Here is a 22,568-nt window from a genome sequence, read left to right as displayed (position 1 = left end):
CAAGACCGCCTTACCTCGCATCGGGTGCGTTTTTTCGCGTGCCTGGAAGTTGACTACAGGAGAGACAGATGTCGAAGAGCATCAAAGTTTTGGGCATGGTTAGCCTCATGGTTCTGGTTGCAGCCTGCGGCCGCAACAACAACGACGACGATTTCGTTGTTGTCGAGCCTGAGCCCATCAGCCAGGAACCTGTCCACACAGGCAAGTTCAAGTAATTCCACAGGGCGGGCGTTTCAGCCCGCCCTGACATCCCCCTTTTCCGCGGGGGGCAGCACATGCTGAAACATCGCGGCTTTCCCGGTCGTTTGACCGGCACTGACTTCCAATTCACCATTCGACGTCCGAACCCCAAGGGGGTGACCCCGCTTCAGCGGCGTGAGCGCTTTGCCGATCGCAAGCCCGCTGATCGGCGGGCAGATGCGGCGTTTATGGCTGCCCTGTGGGCGCATTTTGGGGCCGAACCCTTCGAGCGCGGAAATTTGGATGCTGGGCGGCTGTCTTGGCTGTTTGGTCGCGAGGTGATTCCTGCCACAGATTCCTTCGATCCCGCTGATTATGAAGCACTTTTGCAGATCGACGAAGGTGTCGCACGTGCGTCCTTTCCTGACGCGTTCGGTGAGGGCTGGGATGGTTAATCATGCAACTGTCGGCGCTTTTCCGCCATCAAGTTCCCGCTATTGGCGAAACCTGGCTCATTTCCGCGCAGAGCAATCCTCGCCCTTTCTACGCGGTAAAAAAGCATGCGACCGTATTGGTACGGAGCCGCTTCCCCAGGTTATCTGCGGCGACGTGTACCATTTCCGTACCCCTTCCCCTGGTGGGCAGCGAATGTCGCAAGACGTTATGCTGCCCACCTTTTTTTTGCTTCGACGCGCGGGCATTGGGTCTGGCATCGCGGGATACAACCCTTGCGCGCCCGTTCGTCGGCAACCGCGCACCACCCCCTTCGTGTTTCGGCGATGCGATGCGCATTCTTCCGGTTCCCATCTGCGAGCGTTGATCCGGCCTGACGTTTGGCACACCAAAAACGTGTCAAACAAAGGAAGATCTATATGCGTATCAAAACCCTTGTACTCGTCACTGCCACTGTCCTTGGGCTGGCGGCGTGTGGCGATACGGTCGGCGAACAGGCTGTGTTCGGCGGCGCCGCGGGCGGCGTCGGAAGTGCAGTACTTGGTGGCAACGCAGTTGCCGGTGCAGCCGTCGGTGCTGGTGCAAACATCCTTTATTGCGACCGGTACCCCAGCCGCTGTTGAGTTTTTCCCGCGCCGCGCGCGCGGTTTCAGATCACACGCGGAACGCCGTCCTGTCTTCGGGCAGGGCGGTGTTTTGCGTTCCAGGACCCAAAGAAGTGAGGCCCCATGTTCAAGAAACTCCTGATAGCCAACCGGGGCGAGATCGCCTGCCGCGTGATCAAGACGGCGCGCAAGATGGGTATTCCCACCGTTGCAATCTATTCCGACGCGGATGCGCAGGCGCTGCATGTCGAGATGGCGGATGAGGCGATCCATATCGGTCCGCCACCTGCAAACCAGTCTTACATCGTCATCGACAAAGTCATGGATGCGATCAAGCAGTCGGGTGCCGAAGCGGTCCACCCCGGCTACGGTTTCCTGTCCGAGAACGCCAAGTTCGCCGAAGCGCTGGATGCCGCCGGCGTTGCCTTTGTCGGTCCGCCCAAAGGGGCGATCGAGTCGATGGGGGACAAGATCACGTCCAAGAAGATCGCGCAGGATGCCGGGGTCAGCACCGTGCCCGGTTATATGGGCCTGATCGAGGACGCGGACGAAGCGGTCAAGATCTCGACCGAGATTGGCTATCCCGTCATGCTCAAGGCCTCCGCCGGGGGCGGCGGCAAGGGTATGCGGATCGCCTGGAATGATGAGGAGGCCCGCGAAGGCTTCCAATCGTCCAAGAACGAGGCGGCCAACAGCTTTGGTGACGACCGCATCTTCATTGAGAAGTTCGTGACCCAACCCCGCCATATCGAAATCCAGGTGCTGTGCGACAGCCACGGCAACGGCATCTATCTGGGTGAGCGTGAATGTTCGATCCAGCGCCGGAACCAGAAAGTGGTCGAGGAAGCACCGTCACCGTTTCTGGATGAGGCCACTCGTAAGGCCATGGGCGAACAGGCGGTGGCCCTTGCCAAGGCTGTTGGTTACGCGAGCGCGGGCACCGTCGAATTCATCGTCGATGGGGACAAGAACTTCTATTTTCTTGAGATGAACACCCGCCTTCAGGTGGAACACCCGGTGACGGAACTGATCACTGGCGTCGATCTTGTGGAACAGATGATCCGCGTCGCTGCGGGCGAAAAACTGTCGATCATTCAAGATGACGTGACACTGAAAGGTTGGGCCATTGAAAACCGGCTCTATGCCGAAGATCCCTATCGCGGTTTCCTACCGTCCATTGGCCGTTTGACCCGCTACCGCCCGCCAGCCGAAACCGAAAGCTATAGCCCCGGCGTGACGCCGGACAGCATCGTGGTGCGCAATGACACCGGCGTCTACGAGGGCGGCGAGATCAGCATGTATTATGACCCGATGATTGCCAAGCTCTGCACCTGGGGCCCTGATCGCGCGACTGCAATCGAGGCGATGCGGGTTGCGTTGGACAGTTTCGAGGTGGAGGGTATCGGTCATAATCTTCCATTCCTGAGCGCAGTCATGGACCACCCGAAGTTTGTATCGGGTGATATGACAACCGCTTTCATTGCCGAAGAATACCCGGATGGTTTCGAAGGAGTGGAACTTGCGGAGGCAGATCTGCGTCGCGTAGCGGCCGCTTGCGCTGCGATGCACCGGGTCGCCGAGATCCGGCGCGCGCGCGTATCTGGTCGCATGGACAATCATGAGCGCAAGGTTGGCAAGGACTGGAACGTCAAGCTTCAAGGCCAATCCTATGACGTTGTGATCGATGCGGATCACGAGGGTGCAACGGTGACTTTTGATGGCGGGTCAGCCCTGCGCGTGTCAGGTGATTGGACCCCGGGTGATCAACTTGCCGAGATGACGGTGGATGGTGCACCGCTGGTCCTAAAGGTCGGCAAGGTGTCGGGCGGTTTCCGCATCCGGACGCGCGGTGCGGACCTGAAGGTTCACGTGCGATCACCGCGTCAGGCCGAGTTGGCACGCTTGATGCCGGAGAAAACGCCGCCAGACACATCAAAAATGTTGCTCTGCCCCATGCCCGGCCTTGTCGTGAAAGTTGACGTTGCCGAAGGCGACGAAGTGCAGGAAGGCCAGGCTCTGTGCACCATTGAGGCGATGAAGATGGAGAATATTCTCCGCGCCGAGAAAAAGGGTGTCGTGTCCAAGATCAACGCGGGCGCTGGCGACAGCCTGGCCGTCGACGATGTGATCATGGAATTCGAGTGAGTTTTGCGTCCCACATATCTGGCCGATCCTTGGCCAAGCGGTGGGATGCACATGCTTTCCGCAGGCCCGTTGGTTGTGACGTTTACCCGATCACATCAGCGGACCAAATTGCTCACCCATCGGAGCCCCGCCTTTCGCGAATTTCGCGTTGCCGGCTCGGCAATCTGTCGATGCTCCGCATCAGTTCGCGTACGCTCCACGGGAAAGGTTTGCGCAGCAACACGCTGCCATCCTTGCTGACAAGTACCATCATGAAACCTCGGGGGCGTAATTTCTGGCGCAGTGCGCTGTCTTTCGATGGATCGGTGTCCGTAAGTACAACCACATCACGCTCGGCCAGTTCGTCGGCGCGCTCTTCCAGAAACTCTATCTGCTGCCGGAAGTTCGGATCATTCGGGCTGTCAGCGAACACGACGATAGGCCGGTTTTCCCAGACGAATTCGTTCAAATCCTGCACATCTGTCGTGATGAAGATGGAAGATGCGGATGCATCTCCACTCTCTGCCGCGACAACCGTGCCACCGAAAAGACCAACCAGAACAACGGGTAATAGGTGTTTCATCTGCCCTCCTGCCTTCCCCAATGTAGCGGCTTTTTCAGCAATTACGACGCTTGCTCGCACCAATTTTAGCTTTAATCGCTCGGCAAGCCTTTGCGTGCGACGTCTTAACCATGATCCCCGGGGTTCCACCGGGCGACGTGTAGTCATGGTGAAGGATATAAGCGGCATGAAGGTGATCTTGCATATCGGTGCGCATCGCACCGGAACCACGTCTTTCCAGGCTTACATACGCCGAAACTCTGACTTCATGCGCACCCGGCGCATCGGTTTCTGGGGGCCATTGCGGACCCGCAAGGGATTGTTTTCGGGAATTCAGCCCGGTCCCGGTGTCGGACCTCGTTTGGCGCGCAGGGCACGCGGGCGCGTCGCGCTGCAGATGAACAAGGCCGAGCAAAACGGGATCAAGACCCTTATCGTTTCAGATGAAAATATGCTTGGCATGATGCGCCGCAATATCCGCGCGCGGTCGTTGTATGACGATGTCGGTGAGCGCATGTCCCGCTATGCTGCTGCATTTGACGGACGGATAGACACAGTCGTTTTGTCCGTACGCGCACTGAACCACTATTGGAGTTCGGCGGCGTCCTACTGCATTGCTCGGGGTCACTCGGTGCTTGCACCAGATCAATTGGTTCGCGTGGCGTTTGGTCGGCGCACATGGCGTGATGTGATTGCCGATGTTGCCTGCGCAGTACCGGGCGCAAAAATTGTTGTCGTACCGTTTGAACGTACGGCGGGCCGGCCAGATGCTATGTTCCGCGCGGCAACTGGCCTCTATGGTCCCCGCAACGCGGCTGAGACATGGTTGAACCGCTCCCCAACTGCATCGGAGCTGCGCAGCATACTTGCGGACCGTGGCGACAGCCCGGATTTAATCGGCGGGTTGTCATCCCGATGGGCACCGTTTGATCCCGCCGCCGCTGCCGCACTGCGCGAGGCTTACATGGATGACATCCACTGGCTCACCGCCGGTGCTGACGGGCTAGCAACACTGACAGAGGATTTGGGCCACAGAGGAGCAGGGCAAACCCTGCCGCATGGTCCGCTGACAAGAGGACAAGGACATGACGACCAAGAAAGACGAATGGCAGAACCTGGCTGAGGGCGAGCTGCGCGGCCGTCCGGTCGATGATCTGACGTGGGAAACGTTGGAAGGCATCAATGTCGCCCCGATCTATACCCAAGAGGACCTGGAAGGTGTCGACCATTTGGGCACCATTCCGGGGCAGGCTCCTTTCACCCGTGGGGTGAAGGCCACGATGTATGCGGGTCGCCCGTGGACCATTCGGCAATACGCGGGCTTTTCCACAGCCGAGGAGTCCAATGCCTTCTATCGCCGCGCACTGGATGCGGGGCAGCAGGGGGTGTCGGTGGCCTTCGATCTGGCGACGCACCGTGGCTATGACAGCGATCACGAGCGTGTTGTTGGTGACGTGGGCAAGGCTGGCGTCGCCATCGACAGTGTCGAGGACATGAAAATCCTGTTCGATGGTATCCCGCTCGACAAAGTATCAGTGTCGATGACCATGAACGGCGCGGTGATCCCGATCCTCGCCAACTTTATCGTTGCGGGTGAAGAGCAGGGCGTGGATCGATCGGCCCTGTCTGGCACTATTCAGAACGACATTCTCAAAGAGTTCATGGTGCGCAACACCTACATCTATCCGCCTGAGCCCAGCATGCGGATCATCGCGGATATCATCGAGTACACCTCGAACGAGATGCCCAAGTTCAACTCAATCAGCATCTCGGGCTATCACATGCAGGAGGCTGGCGCGAACCTGGTGCAGGAGTTGGCCTTTACCCTCGCCGACGGACGCGAATATGTGCGGGCGGCCATCGCACGCGGCATGGACGTGGACAAGTTTGCAGGCCGCCTGTCATTCTTTTTTGCTATCGGCATGAACTTTTTCATGGAAGCTGCCAAGCTGCGCGCTGCGCGTCTGCTGTGGCACCGCATCATGTCCGAGTTTGAGCCGAAGAACCCCAAGTCATCCATGCTGCGTACCCACTGCCAAACCAGCGGCGTCAGCCTGCAGGAACAGGACCCCTACAACAACGTGGTGCGTACCGCGTTCGAGGCGATGAGCGCCGTGTTAGGTGGCACGCAATCACTGCACACCAATAGCTTTGACGAAGCCATTGCCTTGCCTACGCAATTCTCGTCACGGATCGCTCGGAACACCCAACTGATCCTGCAGAATGAAACGGGTGTGACCAACGTGGTCGACCCCTTGGCTGGCTCCTACTATGTCGAAAAGCTGACCCATGATCTGGCCGAGGAGGCTTGGAAGCTGATCGAAGAGGTTGAGGAGATGGGCGGCATGACGAAGGCCGTTGGCTCCGGTATGCCCAAGTTACGGATCGAAGAGGCCGCTGCCAAGCGCCAAGCCATGATCGATCGTGGTGACGAGGTGATCGTTGGCGTCAACAAGTTCCGCCTCGAAAAAGAGGACGAGATCGACATCCTTGATATCGACAACGCCGCCGTGAGGGACAGCCAAATCGCGCGCTTGACCCGCATCCGGGCCGAGCGGGACGAAGCGGCGTGTCAAGCAGCCCTTGAAGCGCTGAGCGCAGTGGCCGCGTCGGACGGCAATTTGTTGGAGGCCGCGGTCGAAGCGGCGCGGGCGCGGGCAACGGTGGGAGAGATCAGCATGGCAATGGAGAAGGAATTCGGACGCCACCGGGCAGAGGTTAAAACGCTCGCTGGTGTGTACGGTGCGGCCTACGAAGGCGACGAAGGTTTTGCCGCCATCCAGAAATCCGTCGAGGATTTTGCCGAAGCAGAAGGGCGTCGCCCGCGCATGCTGGTCGTCAAAATGGGGCAGGATGGGCATGATCGTGGTGCAAAGGTGATTGCCACAGCCTTTGCTGACATCGGCTTTGACGTCGATGTTGGCCCGCTATTCCAAACCCCGGCTGAAGCGGCACAGGATGCGGTCGACAACGACGTGCACGTCGTTGGCATTTCCTCGCAGGCGGCTGGGCACAAAACACTGGCGCCGCAATTGGTGCAAGCGCTGAAGGACGCGGGAGCCGAAGACATCATCGTGATCTGTGGTGGGGTGATCCCTCAGCAGGACTACCAGTATTTGTACGATGCTGGGGTCAAGGCGATCTTTGGTCCCGGCACCAACATTCCGGATGCTGCTCAACACATTCTGAACATCCTACGCGGTGACGAAGCCGCAGCCTGATGTCTGCGGGCTGCCTTTGTTTTGGCAGCCCGTGTTTTACCGCCGGCAGTAGCGTGCGTTGACCAACGGAGCCTCTTCAGTTCTATAGGCAAGGTTGCAGAATACTTCGCGTGTGGTGATCCGATGTGCTCTGCGCAAGAGCTTTGAGCAGGAGGCCGCCATGCTGTTCGACCATCTTGTTGTCGGATCAACCGATCTGGACGCGGCGCGCGCACATGTCGAAGATGCGCTGGGCATTGCCATGCAGCCCGGTGGGGCACATGCCGTGTTTCAGACGCATAACGCCCTGATGGGATTGGAAGATGGCCTGTACCTTGAGGCCATTGCGCCGAACCCGACAGTGCCCGCGCCCACGCGCCCACGCTGGTATGATTTGGACCGGTATGCGGGTGATCCTGACCTGTCCAATTGGGCATGTGCGGTCGAGGATATGGATGCCGCACTGGCTGACATGCCGGACGGTGCAGGGGCGCCGGTTGCAGTCAGCCGCGATACCCTGTCGTGGCGCATGGCCGTTTCGGCGGACGGCACAACGCCATTTGACAATCTGTGGCCCGCACTGATCGAATGGCCTGAGGGCGTACATCCCGCCGCGAACTTGAACCCAACTGGTGTTCGACTGCGACGTTTCACACTGGTGCATCCTGATGGCGAGGCATTGGCTGCCTTGCTTTCGCGCCATTTGACGGATGACCGCGTCGCGGTCGAGGTTGGCGAGGTTGCGCTGCACGCCGCATTTGACACACCGAATGGGCCCCGTTCGCTGTGATCCGGGACGCGATACCAGACGATGCAAGCTGGATTACAGACATCTGGAATGATGTGATCGCACACACGCATATTACGTTCACAACAACGCTGAAAACTGTGCCCGAGATCAAATCCATGATCCGTGACCGCGTTGTGCTGGTGCTGCCGAAGCAGGGCGGGTTTGCCACCTACGGTGCATTTCGCGGCGGGCCGGGTTATGCCGCGACGGTCGAACACACTGTCTTTCTGACTCAAGGTGCGCGTGGCAAAGGGCAAGGTCGCGCACTTTTGTCTGCATTGGAAAACCGCGCAAAAAGTGCTCGCCATCACGTCATGGTGGCGGCGATAAGCAGCGCTAACCCGGCTGCCATCAAGTTCCACGCTGCCATGGGGTATGACGTTGTCGCCAAAATGCCGGAGGTTGGGCGCAAAGGCGGGTGTTGGCTGGATCTAATCCTTATGCAGAAGCAACTGGGTGCGACCGAGAGTGCCAGCGCCAAGCCGCAGGATAAGGTATAGGCTCCACGAATGTCCCTGTGGGCCCGAATATCAGACGCGCTGGCAGCGCTGACCGCAGGCGAAGGTCTGGCCGAGGTTTTCGACAAACTGCGCGCGCCGCCCGAACGCAGCGTGGCCTTTGCCATTGCAGTGATTGCACTGGGTGCCAAGATGGCCAAGGCGGACGGGCAGGTGACGCGCGACGAGGTTACTGCGTTCCGCGAGGTGTTTCATATTGCCGACAAGGACAAGGCGGGGGCGGCCAAGGTGTTCAACCTCGCTCGGCAGGACGTCGCCGGGTTCGAAGACTACGCCACACGCATTCATGCAATGTTCTCAAGCCAGCCGGAAACGCTAACGGATTTGATCGAAGGCCTGTTTCACATTGCCATGGCTGACGGGTTTTATCACCCGAACGAAGATGCGTTTCTGGAAGAGGTGGCGCATATCTTTGCCATTTCGGACGCCGATTTTCGCGCGTTGCGGGCGCGATTTGTGCCGGATGCGACACCTGATCCCTACTCGGTCCTTGGAGTTGATCCCGATTGGGCACTGGATGACATTCGTCAGGCATGGCGCAAGCTGGTCCGCGAAAACCATCCCGACGCAATGATGGCACGTGGCGTACCCGAAGAAGCGGTGCGCTTGGCCGAAAAGCGCATGATCGATATCAATCGTGCTTGGGAAGAGATACTGGGCAGCCGCGATTGATGCGTTTTGCGACCTACAATATCGAGTGGATGAACAGTCTATTTGATGAAGACGGGCAGATTTTCAACGATAGTGAGTGGTCATCACGCCGGGATGTGACACGCGCGGAACAAACAGATGCGCTGCGCACCGTATTCCGCGCCCTTGATGCGGATGCCATCATGGTCATTGAAGCGCCCGACAACAGCCGGAACAGGGATACGGTCAAAGCGCTCACAACCTTTTCCCGTTTCGCAGATCTACGTGCGCGCGAGGCGGTCATCGGCTTTTCCAATGACACGCAGCAGGAGATTGCGCTGCTCTATGATCCTGATGTGATGACCGTCCTTCACGATCCGCTGATTCATCAGGATGCGCCTCGGTTTGATGAGCGCTTCCGCATTGATCTGGATATCGATGCGACGCAGGACGAGGTGGTATTTTCAAAACCTCCATTGGAGCTCGAGGTTGAAACGGCACAGGGGCTATCGCTTCGGATGATCGGTGCGCACCTGAAGTCCAAGGCCCCGCATGGTGCGAATAATCGCGATGAGGTTATGCGCATCTCGATATCGAACCGCCGCAAGCAATTGGCGCAGGCGATCTGGTTGCGCACGCGGGTGGACGGATTGCTGGAGGATGGGCATCCAGTGATTTTGCTGGGTGATTTGAACGATGGTCCGGGCCTCGATGAATACGAACACCTGTTTGGTCGCTCATCGGTCGAGATCATCTTGGGTGAAGGCAAGACAGCGCTGTTCGATCCCCATGCAAGGCAAGCCCTGCAGCGTCGTCTGGGGGCGACGCCGACAACGGCTCGCTTCTGGATCAGACCTGAACAGCGATATCTGCAAGCTCTGCTCGACTACATCATGATTTCGCCCGATCTTGCGGGGCGCGAACCGGTTTGGCGCATCTGGCATCCGCTTGACGATCCTGCATGCTGGAAACAACCGGCGCTGCGCGATGCCCTTGTGACAGCATCCGACCACTTTCCAGTAAGCTTGGATATCGTGCTATAATGCCCATATGAGGCCTATGAAACAGATCATCGTCGTCTTTTGTCTGGTCACGATGGCCACGTCCGTTTCTGCGCAAGAAACCGAAGAAGAGCGTGGTCTTTCGCTGATGGAACGCGGTGCGCAGATGCTGATGGAAGGGCTGATGCGCGAGATGGGGCCGGCCATGGATGGGCTACAGGACATGGCAGAAGACTTTGGTCCTGCCCTGCGCGATTTTACGGCCCAGATGGGCCCCGCCTTGCGCGATCTTCTGGAAGAAGTTGAGGATTGGAGCGTCTATCACCCGCCCGAGATATTGGAGAACGGGGACATTATTATTCGTCGCAAAACGCCTCAAGAACTCGAAGTCGAACCTGATCCCGAGGGCCAGATCGACATCTAGGACTGCCGTCTCTTTTTCACTGTGACAGTGGCATCTAGTGACAAAGCCAGAGAATTTAGCCGTGCCTCGGCCACCTCGCCAAACAGGGGCATGGCGTCAGCGGACAGGCGTAGCTCCAATTCCCGTTTCTTGGGAAACCACCTGAATTCACCCCGTTCGGCATCTTTCTCCATCCACAGCATGGCACCGAAGCGCATGGCCTTACCCAGAATCTCGGCGTCACGCTGCATCTTTTCGTCGATCAGATCGTAGAGGCCCTCGAAATGTGTGCCTTCCCGCTTGTTGGTGTAACGGTGCAGGAGGGCGAGGCCGAGAAAGATGCGTTCCGAGTGTTTGAGCCCGCCAAGATTGGCGCGAGTGGCATTGTCGAAACAGACTTCGGCCCGGTAGTCGGGATGCGCCCGCCAACTGACATCGTGCAGAAGGCATGCAGCCTTGATCAGCCGTTTCCGGGGCAAGGGGGCTGATTTGAAAATCGGTTCGATGAACTGGTAGAGCAGCTTGCCGAAGCCCGGTATGCGCGCGTCCTTTGCTTCGGCAAAGCGGCACGCCTCGATCAAAGGGTCGCGGTCGCGCAGGCGTTGGGGCATCTGTTCATAGAGCATCCCCTCGCGGATGCCGTAGCTTGAGACAGCAATATCCTTTGGACGGAATGTCTTGACCAAGCGGGCCAACACCTCGGCGGCAAGGGGGACGAGGGCCATCCGGGTAGAAGAGATGCCACATGCGCCCCGCAGAGCGTCGTGATCCTCATGTTCTTTGATGTATTTTACGGTGCGTTGCACGGATTGCGGTGACATCCGATATTCATGCAGTACGTTCAATAAGTAGCCGCGCCGGTGCATATCAATCCGGGCGATTGCACGCCATGAACCGCCAACCAGAAAGAGACGGTCGCGTTGCGGACCCATCTCGGCTTGCAGGCGTTCGACGACTGCCTTGATATGATTGCGCCGCCCTTTCTTGCCGCCTTTGACTGTTTGCAGTTTTAGAGGGCCGAGGTCAGAGGTGACACGCTTACCCACAATACCGTCCGAGATTTCTGCCAATTCCATGGAAGAACCGCCGATATCGCAGACAAGACCGTAGGAGCCCGGCCATCCCAGAAGCACACCTTGTGCGGATAGGCGGGCTTCCTCTTGTCCGTCAATGACACGCACGTGTAGCCCGGTTTCCCTAAGTACATCTGCACAGAAATCGGGTCCATCGGCGGCGTCCCGCACCGCAGCTGTCGCAACGATGGAAAGTTCGGATAGACCCATACCGTCGGCAAGATGTTGAAATCGTTTGAGCGCATCCAGGGCCCGGACTCGTCCGCTGGGGTTCAGGTGTCCGGTGTCAGACAACCCTGCTCCGAGCGCACACATGATCTTTTCATTGTAGAAATAGGCGGGGGAGCGGGCTGCACCGTCAAAGACAACAAGCCGGACCGAGTTCGATCCCACATCAACCACACCGACACGCGACAGGGCGCGTGCAGACGGGTCATCGAACAGTGGGCGATCAAAGAGGCTACCATCGCCCGATTCCGGCGAAACAGAAACGTTCATGGACCCCCCGTGGCACCTGTTTACGCCCGTTGATGGACCAGCCTGCGGCGTGGGTCAATGATCTGGTCGGTTGGGTGGCTCTGTTTCGGCTTGCGCCGAAAGGCGCCCACCCGCCGACCCTCGGGGTGTCTCAGTCTTCGGTGTGGGTCAGTTTCGGGACATCCGCAGCACCTGCTGATCCCCGACCGGAGAGCGACGGGTTTTCCATGAAGAACCGGTGGCAGTTGAATGCGAACGTGCCCGCAGGCAATTCGGGGCGGGTGAATGTTCCGTCCGGTGCCATGACCCAGCTTTGCGCCACGTCTGCGAGGTTGGCTGCCATGATCTGGCTCACGATCTGTGCCTTGACGGTGTTGTTTTCGATTTCAACAAGCGTTTCGACGCGGCGGTTCAGGTTGCGGCCCATCCAGTCCGCAGACGAGATGAACACACGCGCCTTTTTCGACGGCAGGCCGTGACTATTGCCAAAACAGACAATGCGGCTGTGTTCGAGGAAGCGACCAACTATGGATTTCACCCTGATGTTGTCAGAGAACCCTTTGATGCCGGGGCGCAGGCCGCAGATGCCCCGGATCACCAAGCTGATTTTCACGCCTGCTTGGCTGGCGGCATAGAGTGCGTCTATGACCTCGCTATCGATCAGTGAGTTCATCTTGGCCCAGATTTCAGCGGGTTTGCCTGCGCGGGCATATTCGGCCTCGGCGGCGATCATTTCCAGAAGACGTGGTTTCAGGGTCGTTGGCGAAATGGCGAGGTTGTCCAGCCCCTGTGGCGGGGCGTAGCCGCTGAGATAGTTGAACACCTTGGTGGCATCACGCCCCAGCTTCGCATCGCATGTGAACAGCGACAGGTCGGTATAGATACGAGCCGTGATCGGGTGGTAATTGCCCGTGCCGTAATGAGTGTAGGTGACCAGTTCCTTGCCTTCGCGGCGCACGACCGTGCTGATCTTGGCATGGGTTTTCAGGTCGAGAAAACCATAGACGACGTGGGCGCCGGCGCGTTCCAGTCGGCGTGACTGACGGATGTTGGCCGCTTCGTCGAAACGGGCTTTCAACTCGACCAGCGCGGTGACGGATTTACCGTCTTCCGCGGCCTCGCACAGCGCTTCGACAATGGGGGATTTCTTGGATGTGCGATAGAGGGTCTGTTTGATGGCGACGACATTGGGATCGCGCGCGGCCTGCTGCAGGAATCGCACCACCATGTCGAAGGTCTCGTATGGGTGATGCAGCAGCATGTCCTTTTGCCGGATCGCTGTCAGCATATCGCCTTCGAAATCGGTGACACGTTCGGGCACGCGTGGGGTGAAGGACGGCCAGAGTAGATCGGGTCTGTCGTCAAGGACCAGCTCGCCAAGATCAGACATGCCCAGCATGCCTTCGACTTCGATCACCTCTGCATCGCTGACGCCCAACTCTTCCATGATAACGGCCTTGAGCGCCTTTGGCGCACCTGCGGAATGGGTCAGACGAACAACTTCGCCGCGACGACGACGCTTGAGCGCGACCTCGAACTCGCGCACTAGGTCTTCGGCTTCTTCCTCAACTTCAAGATCGCTGTCGCGCAGGACACGGAACCCAAAGTGTGACTTCAACTTGTAGCCCGGAAACAGACTGGGGATGTTCAACACAAGCAGTTCTTCCAAGGGCAGGAACCGATGACCTGAACCTGGCAGAGCGACAAAACGGTCAATTTGCCCGGGAATGGGCAGCAGCGCCTGCAAGGCACGCTTGTCCTTGGCGCGCTCCAGTTGCAGGGCCAGGGCGTGTCCGGTGTTCGGGATGAATGGGAACGGGTGTGCAGGATCAATTGCCAGTGGAGACAGGACCGCAAAGACCCGGTTCAGAAACACTTCCGACAGGTATTCTGTGTCATCCGCGGTCAGGTCATCGCGCGTCAGTATCGAAATCCCGCGCTCTTCCATTTCGGCCTCGAGGCCAGCCAGAACCTTGGTTTGCCGTAGGATCAACTGGCGCGCGTTTTCGTTGATCAGCACCAGCTGTTCTGCCGGTGTTAATCCATCGGCAGCGGGCGTCGTGTTGCCGGCGATGGCCAGCTCGCGCAGACCGGCCACACGTACGGTGTAGAACTCATCAAGGTTGCCCGCGCTGATCGACACAAAGCGCAGCCGTTCCAGCAGCGGGACGCGCGGATTTTCGGCCTCTTCCAGCACCCGCCAATTGAAGCCCAACCAACTGAGTTCACGGTTGAAGAAACGGCCGGGGCCGGTGGTATCAAGGTCTGGCAGGGAAATCGGCTCAGGAAAATCTGAACCGAGAAAATCGGCGTTGGTCATGCGCGGGTTATGTCGACGGGGTGTAAAGGATGAATGACACTATCCGCCGGATCACACCTGATTGTCCAGACGGGCAGCGGCAAGGTTCCGCGTAATAGGTTTTTTCTGTGCAAGGCTGGCCGCATCAAGGTCCGCAACGATCTGGCGGGCTGCGGCAAAACTGCGCTCCATATGCGTGACCAGATAGGGGATCACGCCCGGCCGTGGCGTTAGTTGTCGATCCGAAAATAGCTTTGCCAAAACGGCACCAAGAAGGCTGTCATCCGGCGCATCCAGGGCCGCATGCCCCGCAGCGTCTACTCGGCTTTGCAGGTCAGGTAGTGACAAACGCCACAGGTTGGGAGCGGCCACACCTGTCATCATCAGCGGATGTCCCGCAGCCTGTAACGCGTTGTGCAGGTGAAATAGGGCGATTTGCCGATCAAGGTCCTGTGCAATCTGATCGACGTCCTCGACCGCGACTGGTCCGTCGAACAGAGTGTCGACCGTCGCATCATCCAACGTGGTGGCTTGCACAATTTGAGCGCCGCTCTCTGCCGCCCAGACATGTGTAAGATGCGTTTTGCCAGAACCCTCCGGACCCGTCAGGATAAGCTTGTTCAGTGGCCAATTGCGCCAGGCATCAATCATCGACAAGGCAACAGCGTTCGAGGGGGCGACCAGAAAGTCATCGCGCCCCAGTGCGACACGCACCGGAAGGTCAAACCCAAGCTGTTGGGCCATTGGACTATTCCTCGGCCTTTGGTTCGGAAGTCCCGGCAACTCCGGTATACAGCCTGCTGTTCCGATACTGTTCGATCAGGAAGCGGACTAGGACGCCCAAGGCTGCCGCCATCGGAACAGCGACCAGCATGCCGACAAAGCCAAAAAGGGCGCCGAAGACGGAAAGGGCTAGGATCAACCAGACCGGATGCAGGCCGACGCTGTTCCCGACAAGTTTGGGGGTCAAAAAGTTGCCCTCGGCCAGCTGACCAATTTGGAACACCACAGCCACCGCCACGATCCACCACCATTCGCCCCAGAACTGGAACAGGGCCAACCCAACCGCGAGACAGCCACCAACGATGGCGCCGACGTAAGGAATGAAAGTCAGCAGACCCGCGACAAAACCCACGACCAAACCGAATTGCAGACCGATCAACATTAGCGCAATCGCGTAATACGCACCCAGGATCAGACAAACAGTGCCCATGCCCCTGATAAATCCAGCGAGTGTCTTGTCCATTTGTCTGGCAAGTTCGCGGATGACCGGGGCGTGATCGCGTGGCAAAAGCTCATCTACCCGAGCGATCATGCGATCCCAGTCCAGCAGCAGATAAACGGCAACAACCGGGGCAATGACGAACAGAACGATGACATTGATCAGGCTGGCTGCCGAGGTCAGGGCGGTTTCAAGCAATTGCCCCCCTCGTTCCGAGATCGTTTGCCCAAGCGAGTCGATGCTTTGCCTCACGGTCGACGTTTCGTCGAGCAGGCTTGGGAAGCGCTCGGTCAGGAACGTGCCAAGGTCACGGGCCAGTTGCGGAACCGCATTGAACAGCTGAACGGCCTGTTCGATCAGGGTCGGAATAACCAGCAACGCCAAAACAACAAACACGATGATGGCGCTGATCGTGATGATGGCAGTTGCCATCGCCCGGCTGAACCCATGTGCTTCAAGCCAGTCGGCAATCGGATCAAGAAAATATGCGATCGCTGCCCCGAGGAAGAAAGGCAGCAACTGATCCCCCAGCGCATAGAGCAGCAGAAAGAAGATCGCCGCCGCGATCCCCCAATACTTGAACTGTTCGCGGACGGGCAGGGCCATGTGTTTTCCGTACTTTTGCGTTGCGCCTACAGATGCGGCGTTTTGCGTGTTTCTTCAAGGGGCTTGATGGTTGCTGTTCAATCCGGCCACGAACTGCCAAGCTGTCTGTAGACTTGACGGAAACGCCCAAGGAGCCGTTGCGGGTGCGCCGCCTTTGTCCTAATCAGGGCGAAATCTTGTGAGGGAGCGCGCATATGCGTTTGAGCCGTTATTTTCTGCCCGTGCTAAAGGAAAATCCCAGCGAGGCGCAGATCATCAGCCACCGCCTGATGCTGCGCGCGGGCATGATCAAGCAATCCAGCGCCGGCATCTATTCGTGGCTACCTCTGGGCTTCAAGGTGCTACGCAAGCTCGAGGATATCGTGCACGAAGAACAGGTGCGCGCCGGTCACATGCCGATGTTGATGCCCACGATCCAGTCGGCGGATTTGTGGCGGGAAAGCGGACGCTATGACGCCTACGGCGCCGAGATGCTGCGCATCAAGGATCGCCACGACCGCGACATGCTGTTTACGCCCACGGCCGAAGAGTTGATTACGGACATTTTCCGCGCCCATGTGGGCAGCTACAAAGATCTGCCGCTGACGCTCTACCAAATTCAGTGGAAGTTTCGGGATGAAATCCGGCCGCGCTTTGGTGTGATGCGGGGCCGTGAATTCTTCATGAAAGACGGCTACAATTTCGACCTGACCAAAGAAGATGCGCTACATGCCTACAACCGTCACCTAGTCAGCTACCTGCGCACCTATGAACGGATGGGCCTGCAAGCCATCCCAATGCGCGCAGACAGTGGCCCGATTGGCGGCGATGACACGCATGAATTCCTGGTGTTGGCCGACACAGGCGAGAGTGAGGTGTTTTACGACAGCGCGGTCACTGATCTGACCTTTGGCGACCGGGACATTGACTACGACAATGTCGAACAATGTGCCGCGATCATGGAAGAGTTCACTTCCAAATACGCCCGCACAGATGAAACGCACGAAGAGGCGCTGTTCAACGAAATCCCCGAAGAACGCCGCCGCGTGGCGCGCGGGATCGAGGTTGGGCAAATCTTCTATTTCGGCACCAAGTATTCCGAGGCGATGAACGCGGTCGTGCAAGGCCCGGACGGCAAACAGGTGCCGGTCCACATGGGGTCGCACGGGATCGGGGTCAGCCGTTTGTTGGGTGCGATCATCGAAGCCAGCCATGATGACAATGGCATCATCTGGCCGGAAGGTGTGACACCCTACCACTGCGGGATCGTCAACCTGAAACAGGGTGATGCCGAGGCGGACGCCGCCTGTGACGCGCTCTATGCCAGCCTGACGGCGCTGGGCCTTGAGCCGCTCTATGACGATCGCAACGAACGGGCAGGGGGTAAATTCGCTACTATGGACCTGATCGGTCTGCCATGGCGGATCACGGTTGGACCACGCGGCCTCAAGAATGGTGTGGTTGAACTCACGTCCCGCCGAACGGGTGAAAGCGAAGAGTTGCCACCGGTAGAGGCCGTGAAGAAAGTGGCGGAGATTTACGCGGGGTTGTAATTACCTGATGCAAATGCAGGCTCTTTTCAGGTTCGTATTCTGCGTCACGCTGGGGGCATGGCCTGTGCTCGCCAGCAGCGACGATGCAACGCAGCCATCCATTCACCGCGAAATTGAATCTGCCTTTGCAGGCTGGCTGTCCGTACAAGACACGTCTGGAATGCTGGCCTCCGGTGTGTTCGAGGCTGACAAGGGCTGGGACGTGGCTGCCTATAATGGCTCTGCCGGCGGGGCCGTGCGCTCTGCCGATCTGGCCAGCGTCTCCAAGTCCGTGACGGCAATATGCACCCTGCACTTGGTGGATGAAGGTCGCCTTGACTGGTCGGCCTCGCTCCGGGAATTTGCGAACCCTGCGCCGGATGTGACGGTGGCGGAACTGGTCACGCATACGTCCGGCCTCGCTCCGGACGTGACCCAGTTGTCGATGCTGGGCTGGCTTGGTCAGACGGTGGGCGCGCATGACCATTTCAGTGCGCAGGTGCTGGACCTAGTCAACGCCCGCCCAAAGCAGACGGGGACCCGCGGCGTTTACGAATACAACAACGAAAACTACGCCCTGCTGGGTCTGGTGATCGAACAGGTCACAGGTCAGTCCTATTTCGAGGCATGTGGCGATCTGTTGGATTTGCCTTCTGGTATTCAGCCAGGTGATCGGACGGGCGTGTTCCAGCCGTGGGGTGGGTTGGCGTCCGACCCAATGGGGTATCTGACATTCCTCCAGACCCATTTCGGACCGGGCAGCCGTGTTGCCGAGGATCCATTTGCCTTGCCACATGTCGATCTGGGCGGGGGCGCCTATTACGGGATGGGTATGGTGTTCCGCCCCTTTCGGGACAGCTACAATTTCTGGCACTTCGGAGCCCTGTGCTTTCCCGCGCGCCTGAACATCGGCAGCTTTGCTGTTGTCTGGGAAGGCAAGTTCAGCGTGATCGCCTTCTATGACGCATGCGTTGACGGGCAGGCTATGGGCGCGCTGGATGCGGCGCTCAGTGCCGCAGTCTATGGTGAACGTCCATGATTCTGCGTGTCCTTGTGCTGGCGGGTGGTGTGCTGGGTGGTGCGCTTGCATCGCAATTGCCCGAGTTCTCGCAGCAATATCGGCAACGTCTGGGGGGCGCCGTTGATGCACTGGCCGAAGTGGTCGCCGATTTCGATGCGTCGGCACAGGCCGAAGGGCTGACGCGCACCGCAGCCTTGGCGCAGATGCACGGCACGGCCTTTCTGGATCGTCGAAGGGCGGACATGACCCGCACGTTTGCGCGCTATGATCAAATGCAAATGGACTTGATCGCGTTGAACGGGGCCGGGCCGCTCCTGCGGACGTATTATGTTGCCCGGTCAAGAGATACCGAAGTGGCTGTCGCCGCGCTGTCCAGTTTCGAACCCGCGGTGCCCTTGACGGCGGCCGGGGGGATTTTTGCTGCCACCGGTTTGCTTGGCGGTCTTCTGACGGTTTGGGCGGTACTCAAGCTCCTGCTATGGCCCTTTGGACGGCGGCAACCTGCGCGAGGGACTTGACCTTGGGGGCGGACCCCGCCACATCTCGTCCCAACCCGAGCAGGAGCCGTAAATGGCCAAACCCACAGCCCCCTTTGCCCCTTTCGAGTGGATGATTGCTTGGCGCTACCTGCGCGCCCGTCGGGCCGAAGGCGGGGTCAGCACCATGACATGGATCAGCCTGATCGGCATCACGCTGGCTGTTTTCGCGCTTGTGGCAACCCTTGCGGTGCGCGCCGGTCTGCGTGCGGATTTCGTCGACGCAATGCTGGGCGGAAACGCCCATATCGAACTGCGCTATGTCGCCGTGCAAGAGGAAGGGCGCCCCCCGGATACCACCATCCCCAACTACAACGATATACTGCCGGGTATCGAGGCACTGCCAGGTGTCACCGATGCTGCGCCGCTGGTCCGTGCCCAAGTCATGGGCAGTTTCCGGGGCAGCAATGCGCCAGCAGATGTCTACGGGATCAGCCGCGCCGACCTTTTCGAATACCCGCTGGTGGCAAATGCCGAGGGGCAACAGGGCTCGCTTGACCGCTTTGACGAAGGCATTGCGGTCGGATCGCAGCTTGCCGCGCAACTGCGTGTCGGCATCGGTGACCGGGTAAAACTGATCTCGCCCGATGGCGCGCGCACTGCACTTGGCATCACGCCCCGCATATCGGCCTACGAGGTGGTTTATATCTTTTCCACCGGCCAGCCCTTCATGGATCAGTCACGCGTCTACCTGCCGCTGGCCGAGGCGCAGAGCTTTTTCAACCGCGAAGCCGTTGTGGACCAGATCGACCTGCGCCTTACAAACCCGGAAAACCTGACACCGGTGGTGGACGCCTTGCGCGAAGTGGCGGGCGACCGGTCTTACAGCTGGACCTGGCAGGACCGTTTCGGCGGGATGCTGCGTGCGCTTGAGCTGCAAAACAACGCGATCTTCATCGTGCTTGCAATCGTTGTGCTGATCGCCGCACTCAACATCGTGTCGGGGTTGATCATGCTGGTCAAAAACAAGGGGCGCGATATCGGCATCCTGCGCACAATGGGGCTGAGCCAGGGATCGATCCTGCGCATCTTCTTCCTGTGCGGCGCGTGGGTCGGCACCGTTGGCACCATTTTGGGCATTGTGCTGGGGGCGCTCTTTTCCGCCAATATCGAACATGTCTACCGCCTGGTGAACGCGCTGACGGGCAACGGAGTCACCGATCTCGAAGGCCGCGGGTTCATTTTCCCGTCTGCCGTCCTGTCCGCGGGCGACGTACTGGCAGCGGCCGCACTGAGTCTGACGCTCAGCTGGCTGATCACCCTGTTCCCGGCGCGACGTGCCGCCCGCATGAACCCGGTCGAGGCGTTGCGCTATGAGTGATCACGTCCTTTCACTGAGCGGCATCATCAAGACCTACAACGCGGGTCTACCCGGGCAGGTGGATGTCCTGCGCGGCGTGGACCTTGATCTGAAGCGGGGGGAGGTGGTTGCCCTTGTTGCACCATCGGGGGCCGGGAAATCGACCCTGTTGCACATCGCGGGCATGCTGGACACACCCGATGCAGGCACCGTGACGCTGAACGGCCAGAACATGACCGGGCAATCGGATCGACGCAGAACGCTTGCCCGTCGGGCTGACGTCGGCTTTATCTACCAGTTCCATCACTTGCTGCCCGAATTCTCGGCCCTTGAAAACATCACCTTGCCCCAGTTGGCCGCAGGCATTTCCAAGGCGGATGCAGAGGCACGGGCGCTGTCGCTGCTGGACAAGGTTGGGGTGGCTGACCGTGCAACCCATCGCCCGGCGGAATTGTCAGGGGGTGAGCAACAGCGCGTTGCGTTTTGCCGCGCGCTCGCCAATGAGCCAGCCCTGCTGTTGGCTGATGAGCCTACCGGCAACCTTGATCCTGCAACATCGGATCAGGTTTTTGAGGCACTGATGGCGCTTGTGCGGGATACGGGTCTGTCTGCCCTGATCGCAACGCACAACCTAGATTTGGCTGCACGCATGGATCGCACTGTCCGGCTGGATGCAGGGCATTTGGCTGCTCCATCATGATCTTGTTTCCATGACCTGACCGCTCGGCCACGTCCCTTAAAAAGGTTTTCAGAACCTGATGCGAAATCCGCTGCTTGACGGCTGCGTTCCGGTTTGCTCTGTCTTGGCCTCGCGGCAATGACCGTGGGGGGATAGAAGAACGATGCCGGAGATATCCACGGCAGAGATTGAGCGCACTGTGCAAGCGGCACTGATGGCGCATGGCGCAGCGGCCTTTCCGGCGGCAGAGGTGGCGCGCGCTGTTGCACAGGCCGAAGCGGCTGGGAACCGGATCTGTGGGCTCTACTATTTGGAAAGCTATTGTCAGCAACTGCGCACTGGGCGCGTCAAAGGTGACGCCGTGCCGGTTGTCACCGCGCCGCGTCCCGCGGCCATCAACGTGGACGCTTTGATGGGGTTTGCCCAACCCGCTTTTGCCTACGGATTGGCACCAGCATTGGATGCGGCACGCCAGTTTGGCATTGCGAGCCTTGCCATCGGGCATGCCCATACCTGCACTGCACTGGGGTATTTCACGGAACAGATCGCCCGCGCTGGTCTGATTGGCTTGGGCATGACAAATGCCTCTCCAATCGTGGCGCCGCCCGGGGGAAAGAAACGCATGATCGGGACAAACCCAATTGCCTTTTCCGTGCCGGACGGGCAGGGCGGCCTTGCCATGCAGTTCGATCAATCGACCACAACGGTTGCCTTGGGCAAAATCACCATGGCCAAGGCCGCAGGTGAAGCCATCCCCGAAGGATGGGCGCTTGATGCGGACGGCAACCCCACGACAGATCCAGAGGCCGCACTGGCCGGGTCGCTTGTATCGACAGGCGGGTACAAAGGATGGGGCTTTGGGCTGATGGCCGAGTTGCTGACTGCCGGTCTGACAGGTGGCGTGCTCAGCCGCGATGTTAAGCCACTGAAAGCGCCAGAAGGGCCGCCGCATGATCTCGGCCAGTATTACATCCTGATCGACCCCAGCACATCTGGTGCATTCATGGACCGCCTTGCACAGTTCGAAGCGTTCCTTGCCGAAGACAGTGCTGGTCGGATGCCCGGGCAGAACCGTGTTCTGGCCGACCCGGTCGACGTAGACCCGACAGCATGGACCCAAGCGCAAGAGTTGGCCGGTATCTCGGGCTAACTCAGGCCAATTGGGTCAACCAGACGCCCACAGCCATAAGGGCGATGCCGCCCATGCGTGCCAGCCCCAAAGAAGTTGCCTGCGCGCCGAAGAGCCCGAAATGGTCAATCGCGGCGGCTGAAATCAACTGGCCCAGCAGGACAAAGAAAACAGCGTTTCCGACGCCAAAATGAGGGGCGATATAGGTGATGCTCAGCACATAGAACGCGATCAGAACACCGGCGAGCA

General features: G+C 59.0%; 23 protein-coding genes. 17 read left to right on the top strand and 6 right to left on the bottom strand.

What is annotated here, in order from left to right:
* Positions 1-68 precede the first annotated feature (68 nt).
* From AC6RA8_RS00125 to AC6RA8_RS00110, 4 genes are all read left to right on the top strand, one after another.
* Positions 69-215: a hypothetical protein gene (locus tag AC6RA8_RS00125; RefSeq protein ID WP_189369029.1), complete on the top strand. Its 147-nt coding sequence runs from the start codon at positions 69-71 to the stop codon at positions 213-215.
* Between the two features lie 60 nt (positions 216-275).
* The gene (locus tag AC6RA8_RS00120) at positions 276-635 is read left to right on the top strand and encodes a hypothetical protein (protein ID WP_500350099.1); all 360 of its coding nucleotides are present in this window, start codon (positions 276-278) and stop codon (positions 633-635) included.
* 417 nt (positions 636-1,052) lie between these two features.
* Positions 1,053-1,256 carry a hypothetical protein gene (locus AC6RA8_RS00115; RefSeq protein WP_500350098.1) on the top strand — a complete coding sequence of 68 codons (204 nt, stop codon included), beginning with the start codon at positions 1,053-1,055 and terminating at the stop codon, positions 1,254-1,256.
* 105 nt (positions 1,257-1,361) lie between these two features.
* On the top strand, positions 1,362-3,383 hold the full coding sequence (locus AC6RA8_RS00110; protein WP_500350097.1) for an acetyl-CoA carboxylase biotin carboxylase subunit: 2,022 nt from the start codon (positions 1,362-1,364) through the stop codon (positions 3,381-3,383).
* A gap of 112 nt (positions 3,384-3,495) precedes the next feature.
* On the opposite strand, the gene AC6RA8_RS00105 is transcribed toward AC6RA8_RS00110, so the two are convergent.
* Positions 3,496-3,945 carry a DUF4174 domain-containing protein gene (locus tag AC6RA8_RS00105; RefSeq protein ID WP_500350096.1) on the bottom strand — a complete coding sequence of 150 codons (450 nt, stop codon included), beginning with the start codon at positions 3,943-3,945 and terminating at the stop codon, positions 3,496-3,498.
* 166 nt (positions 3,946-4,111) lie between these two features.
* On the opposite strand from AC6RA8_RS00105, the gene AC6RA8_RS00100 reads away from it, so the two are divergent.
* The 7 genes from AC6RA8_RS00100 (at position 4,112) to AC6RA8_RS00070 (ending at position 10,487) form a co-directional block, all read left to right on the top strand.
* Positions 4,112-5,047 carry a hypothetical protein gene (locus AC6RA8_RS00100; RefSeq protein WP_500350095.1) on the top strand — a complete coding sequence of 312 codons (936 nt, stop codon included), beginning with the start codon at positions 4,112-4,114 and terminating at the stop codon, positions 5,045-5,047.
* A complete protein-coding gene (gene scpA / locus AC6RA8_RS00095; RefSeq protein ID WP_500350094.1) occupies positions 5,010-7,145 on the top strand; it encodes a methylmalonyl-CoA mutase in 2,136 nt (711 codons plus the stop codon). The genes AC6RA8_RS00100 and scpA overlap by 38 nt, the downstream gene beginning before the upstream one ends.
* A gap of 160 nt (positions 7,146-7,305) precedes the next feature.
* Entirely contained in the window at positions 7,306-7,914 is a 609-nt protein-coding gene (locus AC6RA8_RS00090) for a VOC family protein (protein WP_500350093.1), read from the top strand.
* Complete coding sequence (locus tag AC6RA8_RS00085; RefSeq protein ID WP_500350092.1) at positions 7,911-8,414, top strand: GNAT family N-acetyltransferase; 504 nt, start codon at positions 7,911-7,913, stop codon at positions 8,412-8,414. The genes AC6RA8_RS00090 and AC6RA8_RS00085 overlap by 4 nt, the downstream gene beginning before the upstream one ends.
* A 9-nt stretch (positions 8,415-8,423) precedes the next feature.
* Entirely contained in the window at positions 8,424-9,104 is a 681-nt protein-coding gene (locus AC6RA8_RS00080; RefSeq protein WP_500350091.1) for a TerB family tellurite resistance protein, read from the top strand.
* The gene (locus tag AC6RA8_RS00075; protein ID WP_500350090.1) at positions 9,104-10,105 is read left to right on the top strand and encodes an endonuclease/exonuclease/phosphatase family protein; all 1,002 of its coding nucleotides are present in this window, start codon (positions 9,104-9,106) and stop codon (positions 10,103-10,105) included. Before AC6RA8_RS00080 ends, AC6RA8_RS00075 begins: the two co-directional genes overlap by 1 nt.
* Before the next feature lie 16 nt (positions 10,106-10,121).
* A complete protein-coding gene (locus AC6RA8_RS00070; RefSeq protein ID WP_500350089.1) occupies positions 10,122-10,487 on the top strand; it encodes a hypothetical protein in 366 nt (121 codons plus the stop codon).
* On the opposite strand, the gene AC6RA8_RS00065 is transcribed toward AC6RA8_RS00070, so the two are convergent.
* The 4 genes from AC6RA8_RS00065 to AC6RA8_RS00050 form a co-directional block, all read right to left on the bottom strand.
* Positions 10,484-12,037, bottom strand: coding sequence for a Ppx/GppA family phosphatase (locus AC6RA8_RS00065; RefSeq protein WP_500350088.1), 1,554 nt, complete (start codon positions 12,035-12,037; stop codon positions 10,484-10,486). The two genes, AC6RA8_RS00070 and AC6RA8_RS00065, sit on opposite strands and share 4 nt — an antisense overlap.
* 130 nt (positions 12,038-12,167) lie before the next feature.
* A complete protein-coding gene (locus AC6RA8_RS00060) occupies positions 12,168-14,336 on the bottom strand; it encodes an RNA degradosome polyphosphate kinase (RefSeq protein ID WP_500350087.1) in 2,169 nt (722 codons plus the stop codon).
* A 51-nt stretch (positions 14,337-14,387) separates the two neighbouring features.
* The gene (locus tag AC6RA8_RS00055; RefSeq protein ID WP_500350086.1) at positions 14,388-15,059 is read right to left on the bottom strand and encodes a P-loop NTPase family protein; all 672 of its coding nucleotides are present in this window, start codon (positions 15,057-15,059) and stop codon (positions 14,388-14,390) included.
* Positions 15,060-15,063: 4 nt separating this feature from the next.
* Positions 15,064-16,143 (bottom strand): AI-2E family transporter, encoded by a 1,080-nt coding sequence (locus tag AC6RA8_RS00050; RefSeq protein WP_500350085.1) that lies wholly within the window; start codon positions 16,141-16,143, stop codon positions 15,064-15,066.
* Between the two features lie 194 nt (positions 16,144-16,337).
* Here AC6RA8_RS00050 and proS point away from each other — a divergent pair, with 194 nt between their 5' ends.
* The 6 genes from proS (at position 16,338) to AC6RA8_RS00020 (ending at position 22,340) form a co-directional block, all read left to right on the top strand.
* On the top strand, positions 16,338-17,675 hold the full coding sequence (gene proS / locus AC6RA8_RS00045; protein WP_500350084.1) for a proline--tRNA ligase: 1,338 nt from the start codon (positions 16,338-16,340) through the stop codon (positions 17,673-17,675).
* 13 nt (positions 17,676-17,688) lie between these two features.
* Complete coding sequence (locus tag AC6RA8_RS00040; protein ID WP_500350083.1) at positions 17,689-18,693, top strand: serine hydrolase domain-containing protein; 1,005 nt, start codon at positions 17,689-17,691, stop codon at positions 18,691-18,693.
* The gene (locus AC6RA8_RS00035; RefSeq protein ID WP_500350082.1) at positions 18,690-19,193 is read left to right on the top strand and encodes a DUF2937 family protein; all 504 of its coding nucleotides are present in this window, start codon (positions 18,690-18,692) and stop codon (positions 19,191-19,193) included. Before AC6RA8_RS00040 ends, AC6RA8_RS00035 begins: the two co-directional genes overlap by 4 nt.
* A gap of 52 nt (positions 19,194-19,245) precedes the next feature.
* Positions 19,246-20,532 carry an ABC transporter permease gene (locus AC6RA8_RS00030; RefSeq protein ID WP_500350081.1) on the top strand — a complete coding sequence of 429 codons (1,287 nt, stop codon included), beginning with the start codon at positions 19,246-19,248 and terminating at the stop codon, positions 20,530-20,532.
* Complete coding sequence (locus AC6RA8_RS00025; RefSeq protein ID WP_500350080.1) at positions 20,525-21,211, top strand: ABC transporter ATP-binding protein; 687 nt, start codon at positions 20,525-20,527, stop codon at positions 21,209-21,211. Before AC6RA8_RS00030 ends, AC6RA8_RS00025 begins: the two co-directional genes overlap by 8 nt.
* A 142-nt stretch (positions 21,212-21,353) precedes the next feature.
* Positions 21,354-22,340: an Ldh family oxidoreductase gene (locus AC6RA8_RS00020; RefSeq protein ID WP_500350079.1), complete on the top strand. Its 987-nt coding sequence runs from the start codon at positions 21,354-21,356 to the stop codon at positions 22,338-22,340.
* A gap of 1 nt (position 22,341) precedes the next feature.
* On the opposite strand, the gene AC6RA8_RS00015 is transcribed toward AC6RA8_RS00020, so the two are convergent.
* Positions 22,342-22,568, bottom strand: a 227-nt coding sequence (locus AC6RA8_RS00015) for a DMT family transporter (RefSeq protein ID WP_500350078.1), incomplete at its 5' end; no start/stop codon positions are given.

This window comes from Tateyamaria sp., assembly GCF_059783535.1.
Note: the sequence above shows the minus strand (reverse complement) of the source record. Positions and strands in the feature narration are given on the sequence as shown.